The organism is Bacteroides caecicola, from assembly GCF_023337095.1.
In the GTDB taxonomy this organism is placed as follows: Bacteria; Bacteroidota; Bacteroidia; order Bacteroidales; family Bacteroidaceae; genus Phocaeicola; species Phocaeicola gallinarum.
In genome coordinates this window covers 21,001-27,124 of sequence record NZ_JAMBLM010000019.1, presented here as the reverse complement: position 1 = coordinate 27,124, position 6,124 = coordinate 21,001, and the positions used below count along the sequence as shown (strand labels likewise).

General features: G+C 41.0%; 8 protein-coding genes. 6 read left to right on the top strand and 2 right to left on the bottom strand.

Features of this window, described 5'->3' with window-relative positions:
• Positions 1–228: 228 nt before the first annotated feature.
• Together M3085_RS13150 and M3085_RS13145 are read right to left on the bottom strand one after the other, a co-directional pair.
• A complete protein-coding gene (locus M3085_RS13150; RefSeq protein ID WP_249053245.1) occupies positions 229–1,293 on the bottom strand; it encodes a nucleotidyl transferase AbiEii/AbiGii toxin family protein in 1,065 nt (354 codons plus the stop codon).
• Positions 1,290–2,018 carry a type IV toxin-antitoxin system AbiEi family antitoxin domain-containing protein gene (locus M3085_RS13145; RefSeq protein ID WP_249053244.1) on the bottom strand — a complete coding sequence of 243 codons (729 nt, stop codon included), beginning with the start codon at positions 2,016–2,018 and terminating at the stop codon, positions 1,290–1,292. The genes M3085_RS13150 and M3085_RS13145 overlap by 4 nt, the downstream gene beginning before the upstream one ends.
• A 491-nt stretch (positions 2,019–2,509) precedes the next feature.
• Between M3085_RS13145 and M3085_RS13140 the strand changes: the two genes are divergently transcribed.
• The 6 genes from M3085_RS13140 (at position 2,510) to M3085_RS13115 (ending at position 6,091) form a co-directional block, all read left to right on the top strand.
• Entirely contained in the window at positions 2,510–2,995 is a 486-nt protein-coding gene (locus M3085_RS13140) for a hypothetical protein (RefSeq protein ID WP_249053243.1), read from the top strand.
• 4 nt (positions 2,996–2,999) lie between these two features.
• Positions 3,000–3,191, top strand: coding sequence for a hypothetical protein (locus tag M3085_RS13135; protein ID WP_249053242.1), 192 nt, complete (start codon positions 3,000–3,002; stop codon positions 3,189–3,191).
• A gap of 7 nt (positions 3,192–3,198) precedes the next feature.
• Positions 3,199–3,639: a PcfK-like family protein gene (locus tag M3085_RS13130; protein ID WP_249053241.1), complete on the top strand. Its 441-nt coding sequence runs from the start codon at positions 3,199–3,201 to the stop codon at positions 3,637–3,639.
• Complete coding sequence (locus M3085_RS13125) at positions 3,636–4,901, top strand: PcfJ domain-containing protein (RefSeq protein ID WP_249053240.1); 1,266 nt, start codon at positions 3,636–3,638, stop codon at positions 4,899–4,901. Before M3085_RS13130 ends, M3085_RS13125 begins: the two co-directional genes overlap by 4 nt.
• Positions 4,902–5,441: 540 nt before the next feature.
• On the top strand, positions 5,442–5,753 hold the full coding sequence (locus M3085_RS13120) for a sulfide:quinone reductase (protein WP_249053239.1): 312 nt from the start codon (positions 5,442–5,444) through the stop codon (positions 5,751–5,753).
• A 5-nt stretch (positions 5,754–5,758) separates the two neighbouring features.
• Positions 5,759–6,091, top strand: coding sequence for a hypothetical protein (locus tag M3085_RS13115; protein WP_249053238.1), 333 nt, complete (start codon positions 5,759–5,761; stop codon positions 6,089–6,091).
• The last annotated feature ends 33 nt before the right edge of the window (positions 6,092–6,124 follow it).

Genomic DNA, 6,124 nt, shown 5'->3' with positions numbered 1-6,124 from the left:
AAGTATTTGTTTTTGAGATTAAACTTATGCTCAACATAGCATAGTGCAACAATACATGGACATAAAAAACACTCGGTGATTTTGCAAAAGTTACCGAGTGTTTGTACTGTTTATATTTTAGTTTGACGTTTTTTAGTTAAGTCTTTTTGTTCATAGTTGAAAACAACTTTTTCATTTTTAACGAGAGCCTGTCCGTGACGGATCGGCTCTCTTGTATTATAAATCGTATTATCCTAACTTTTGTATTTCACTCCAATAGAAGAACGCTTCCGCATTCGTCTTCTTTAATTTGTTCAACTTGGTCGATAATGGAGGTTGTATCGTTACATTTACTAATAAATTTGCTTCGGACGGATTATAATGCTTCACTTCATTTATGCCTTTGCCAATAAGTTTGGCAAGATAGGCTGCCTTTGAAGCGTTTGTGATAGCACTTTCTAAGGTATAGACTTCACTATGAATAAATCCGCGTACCTTTTTTATTCCATCTTGGATCAGTTCAAATTCTTCCTGGCTTTCTTGTCCGCGCATTACTATACATCTGGCCGTATCATAAATATCATCCAAAACTTTTCGAATTGCATCGGGACTTTCACCTCTGTATTGAAGTTCAACCATTGCAAACTTATTGAATGTCTTTGCCGTAATAGACAAGTCGTTAACTATATCAAAAAGTGATGCAATGTCAAACAACTGTTTGCAGATTTCCATAGAACAGTTCTTTTCGCCTTTGAAAAATGGAATCCCTGTCGTGTGAGGGGCAAATGCAGTTAGTTTGTCACCCAGCAAATCCTCTTTACTTGGCAATTTGACCATTATGGGATCTCCATCTGTTTTTAGCAAACGGCTTTGAATAGGAAGTTCCACTACATTTGAATAATGAATCTCCTCGAATAATACATCCAACAGAATCTTGTCCTGATATCCTCCTGCCGGATATGCTACTTGATAAAAGAATTTGGCATGTTGTTTTGGAACATCAGTACGGGAGATACGTTCTATCAATTTTACCTCTCCAAAACCGTATTCTTCGGAATACTTTTCAAGGTAATCTTCAATCCTTGTTCCTGGAGGGCATATTATGTCTATATCAATTGACAGACGTTTTCCTGTATCAAGATGCAACATAAGAGAAGAACCTCCTTTGAATAAAAAAGGACAACCTGATCGAACCAATGCTTCCAGCAATGAGAATGCACGGATCGTTTTTTCAACGAGGGTTATATCTTTTATCTTGTTGTCTTTGGCTACTTGTTCTATCCAAGACAATGTTCTACTATCGGGGTGTATCATATATTGATTGTATTGATAATTTGTTCAACTTTTTGTTTTCGGTTACGGCGTGCCGCATATCTCAACAGCCGTGACTTTTTGATTTCGTAATCAGAGAACGCGTTTGAATATATAGTATATAATTCATTGCCTTGAAGATGTTGTAGTTCTTTGTCGGATATGGCATCGACAAGCATTTTCTCCAGTGTAGGAACAGGACAGCCGTCAATAATATCTATTGGAGCCTCTTTAACAAGAGGGCGGACAATGATTATATCACGATTTGTAATATATCGGGTCACATCTTCTTGGGTCGGATTCAAGAAAATAGGGATTTCAGATTCTATGCCTTGTAATGACATAAAAACAGGTTCCATTGCCTCCCTTTCTACATCTACTAATGTAGTCCTTACCGCAGGTACATGTAACATCATCGAAGCAAATATAGATGGTTGCCATATACAATAGCCTATGAAAGGGAATTTTTCTTTTATATGCCTGTTGAGTGAAAGCATAAATTCGTTTGGCTCATACAAAAAATTATGTTTCAAATCTTCATTTAATTTGTATTTTCCATATGAGACTCTGATAATTCTGTTTTCTGCAAGCATTCTATTCAAAAGCACAACAAGAGATCCTTCTGATATGTTTTGCATACCGGATCGCACCACTTTCAGCAGGTCTTTTCGAGTGAATAACCCATTCTGTTTTCTGGCAATATCTATTATCTGATTTACAGCATTCATTGTTGTTCTTCAATTACATCGCAAAGTTATAACAAATTTGGCAAATATCAATGTATTTTGCCGATATTGTTATATTTCCAATAGAGGAAATTCTGGACAACATAACAAATATGGCAAATATTGGTCATATTTGCCGATTTTGTTATACTTTATCCGATTTTATAACTACCATCCATCTGCCAATTGTACCAATTGTGAAATTCTCCGGCTCACTTGTCGGTTCTATTTTCCTTTGCAAAGTTACAGCGGCGAGAGAACGTCAAGTACCGTTCCACTAATAGGCTTTGTGGAGTTGACAACAACTTTCCACAATTTCCGACAGGTAGAAATTGGGTATTTCATCAATTCCTCTGCCATTTACTTGCCTTATCCCTCTTTTCCCGCAGTCTCTTCGTTGCACGTAAAATTCAGAACCCGACAAGAAAGCCGATAAAGGCTTTAAAATGAGGGAAAAGAAAAAACAAGAGTTAAACGATTAAAAAGGACATATTATGCACAGCAAGATTTTTCAAATTACAGAGGAGAGACCCTTAAAGGACAACATCCTGAATGACTGCACTCTTGAACAGGGAGACGGACACTATTACGATTATTGTTCGGAAATTGATGTGGAAGAACGCAAGTTTCATATTGACAACCTGATAAACAATATCTTACCCAAAGGTATGTTTACCCTTGTTTCAGAGGACACAATCCGATACAACGGAGGAGCGGACAAATGGAAAGAGGAATTTGTGGCAACCCTGCAAGAAAAGGCAAAAGCCGTCACCACAGAGAACTGCACGATGTGGATTGGAGAAGTGTACCAACTTGAAAAATACCTCAAAAATCCGCTTGATACAGGTTATCAATTCTATATGGACGAGTTGTGCGTCAACGGAGCAGCCGAACAATCCTATGAGTTCCTGCGTGTGGCGAGCCAATTAGAGCCGGGAACATTGTTATACATCGGTGGAGTTATTGACTATCATTTCTAAACTTATGAGGACGAGAAGAATGACCAAAGAACAGGGGAAACGCTGTAACATCAGTAGGTTTCCGAACTTTCACTGCACAGGCAGTATCAAAGGAATGAAACGGTTGTTTTATGGACAACAGGCATTGCTGGTAAAGTGTGGAGCGTATATCTACAATGTATCAAGTGAACCCAATATTTATTATCAAGCAAAATAACAATCAGATGAAAGGAACAGAACAATTCAAGCAGACCATAAAGGCATATCTGGACGAAAGAGGCAAGACAGACGAACTTTTTGCCGTGTCGTATGCCAAAGAGAACAAGAATTTGGACGATTGTATAACATTCGTACTCAATCAAGTAATGGCGATATGCAAAGAGGGTGGTTGTGGTATGACCGATGACGAGGTGTATTCGCTCTGCACCCACTATTATGATGAAGACAATATCGAGGTGGGCAAAGCTGTCAACTGCGGTGTGATAGTCAACCACAGGGTGGAACTCACTCCCGAAGAACAAGCCAAAGCAAGGGAAAAGGCACTCAAAGCCTATCAGGACGAGGAACTGCGCAAAATCCAACAGCGCAACAGCAGACCCAAACCCACACCGAAAGCGGTCAGACAAGAACCCGAACAGCCATCACTCTTTGATTTAGGATTATGAGAGCAAAGACGAGATTACAGCATAAGGTAGTAGCCGCCAATAGGCGGTTGCTGCCACTGACAGAGAAACAGCAGTTGTGGGCGTTCCGGCACTGCCTGAGCCACTATGCGTTCCGCACCAAAAGCGGTATGACCACCTGTATGGATTGTGGACATCAATGGAATGAGACCAAAACAAAGAACTGCCATTGCCCCCGTTGCGGTACAAGATTGGAGATATGCGACACCTTACAGCGGAAATATAGAGACAAGTCATATTATTCCATTCTCACGACCCAAGACGGATTGCAGGTTCAGAGAGTGTTCCTTTTGACGGCTGATTACCGCAAGGGGAAGAAAGCGGAGTATTATTCTATGGAAATAGTCCGCTATTGGTTGGATGAAAACGGCAGGACGGAAGTGACAGCGTTAAGGCGCACAATCGGCTATTATCAAGACAGTTTTGTCTTTGACAATTGTCTGGAATTGCGTAACGATAACTATGTTTACAGGCGGATTGCCGATTGCAAGGTCTATCCATATTATTCAGCCACAGATAAGTTAAGGCGCAACGGATTGAAAGGCTCTTTGTCAGATATTGAGCCAATGGAACTGATGAAATCCTTGCTGAAAGACAGCAGAGCCGAAACGATGTTCAAGGCAGGTCGGAAAAGGGACTTGGACTATTTCCTGCAACATCCTATGTATTTCGATTTATATTGGAACACATACAAGATTGTTATGCGTAACCACTACCATATATCAGATATTTCCCTTTGGATAGATTACATTCGCTTGCTTGAAAGATGTGGCAAGGATATTCACAATGCCTATTATGTCTGCCCTTTGGACTTGAAAGCAGAACACGACCGCTACCAAGAACGGGAGAGAATTATCCAAGAGAGGGAAAGACGTGAAGCCCAAAGAAAAAAGGCGTTGGAGAATGAAGAGCGTTTCAGAGAATTGAAAAGCAAATTCTTCGGATTGTCATTCACGGACGGCTTGATTGTGGTCAGCGTATTGGAGAGCGTGGATGATTATTACAAAGAGGGAAACGCACTGCACCATTGCGTAGGACAATGCGAATATTACCTCAAACCCAACTCATTGGTTTTCTCGGCACGGATAGACAACAAACGCATTGAGACCGTAGAATTGTCGCTTGATACTTTCAAAGTCCTGCAATCAAGAGGGCTTTGTAACCGAAACACGGAATATCACGACCGCATCATACAGCTTGTACAGAAAAACGCACGAAAAATCCGTAAGCGGATGACAGCATAATCCGCTTTGTCCTTTTTGCCAGCCACTTGTTATGATTATATTGTAACAGGTGGCTTTAAGTCCGGCTACGGCTGCCCTCTGATTGCCGTAGCGTTTGCAATTTTAATTTTACCACTAAAAGGTAATGCGTAAACCGTTATAAATTAATGCGATATAATATATGTCCACTTGTATGTCCACTCGTACCACTTTTAGAACCACTTAAAGCCCGATACAGTTTTATCCGCCAAACCGCCCATTGTAACCTTTTGGAATATCCTCCTTTGAGCCGACTCCCACGCCACAAGGTCTTGTTTTATCGTGCAAAGGTACTGCGCCGGGAGAATGCCAAGTACCGCTTCGCTAACAATTCAGTGGAATTAACGACAACTTTCCACGAATGTGCCATTAGTGGTATTTCATTAACTCCCTGTTTGTTCACTTGTCTTATTTCCCTGTTTGCGCTGTCTTTAATGCACATAAAACAGATCCCGGTGGCGAAGTCGGAAGGCTTCCAAGCAAAGGGGAAAGAAAAAAGTTTAACATCAAATTTATTAAGAAATGGAGTACAACAATCAACTGTCGGAGAACGACAAACGCTTTGCGGACGAGTTCTCAAACTATGTGAACGGAAAAATGGCTTCACCCCGAAAGGTCGGTAAGGCATTGGCGGATGACCACCGTTATTTGGTCAACGAAAAAGCCAAACTGATGTTCTACTTTATGGAGCAACTGGCGGAAAACTGGCATAAAGGCAAGTATGACCAGCGCAACGAGTGGGCGTGCCGTCTGGCAGCGGAAACCATTGACCATTTGGCAGAAAACAACCTTTATCATTTACCCGAAGAATATTACGAAAACCATAAACAGTAACAGGTATGCAGACACTTCAAATCACCATCCCAAAGTGGAACATAACAGAGTTGAACGGCTACGAGCCGATGACCTCTTTTTGGCAGGATTTCTCTATCGCCGACAAGTTCGGTAACAATGCCATCACTGACACATACAGGCGAGCCAAATCCGAATGGAAAGACAACTACAAGTATTGGACGGAACTCTGCCTTGTCCTTAATCACAAGATATGGCAGTGGCACGAGAGAGATAGGCAGAAAGCCATTCTCTACGATAAGCTATGGAGAGAAGCGGACGAAATGACTTCTGAATGGTCGGACGAAAAGCAGGAGTATTATTTTCAAGTAACTGATTAAACCAACTTGTGGGGAAATGTAAAAAGTTTCCCC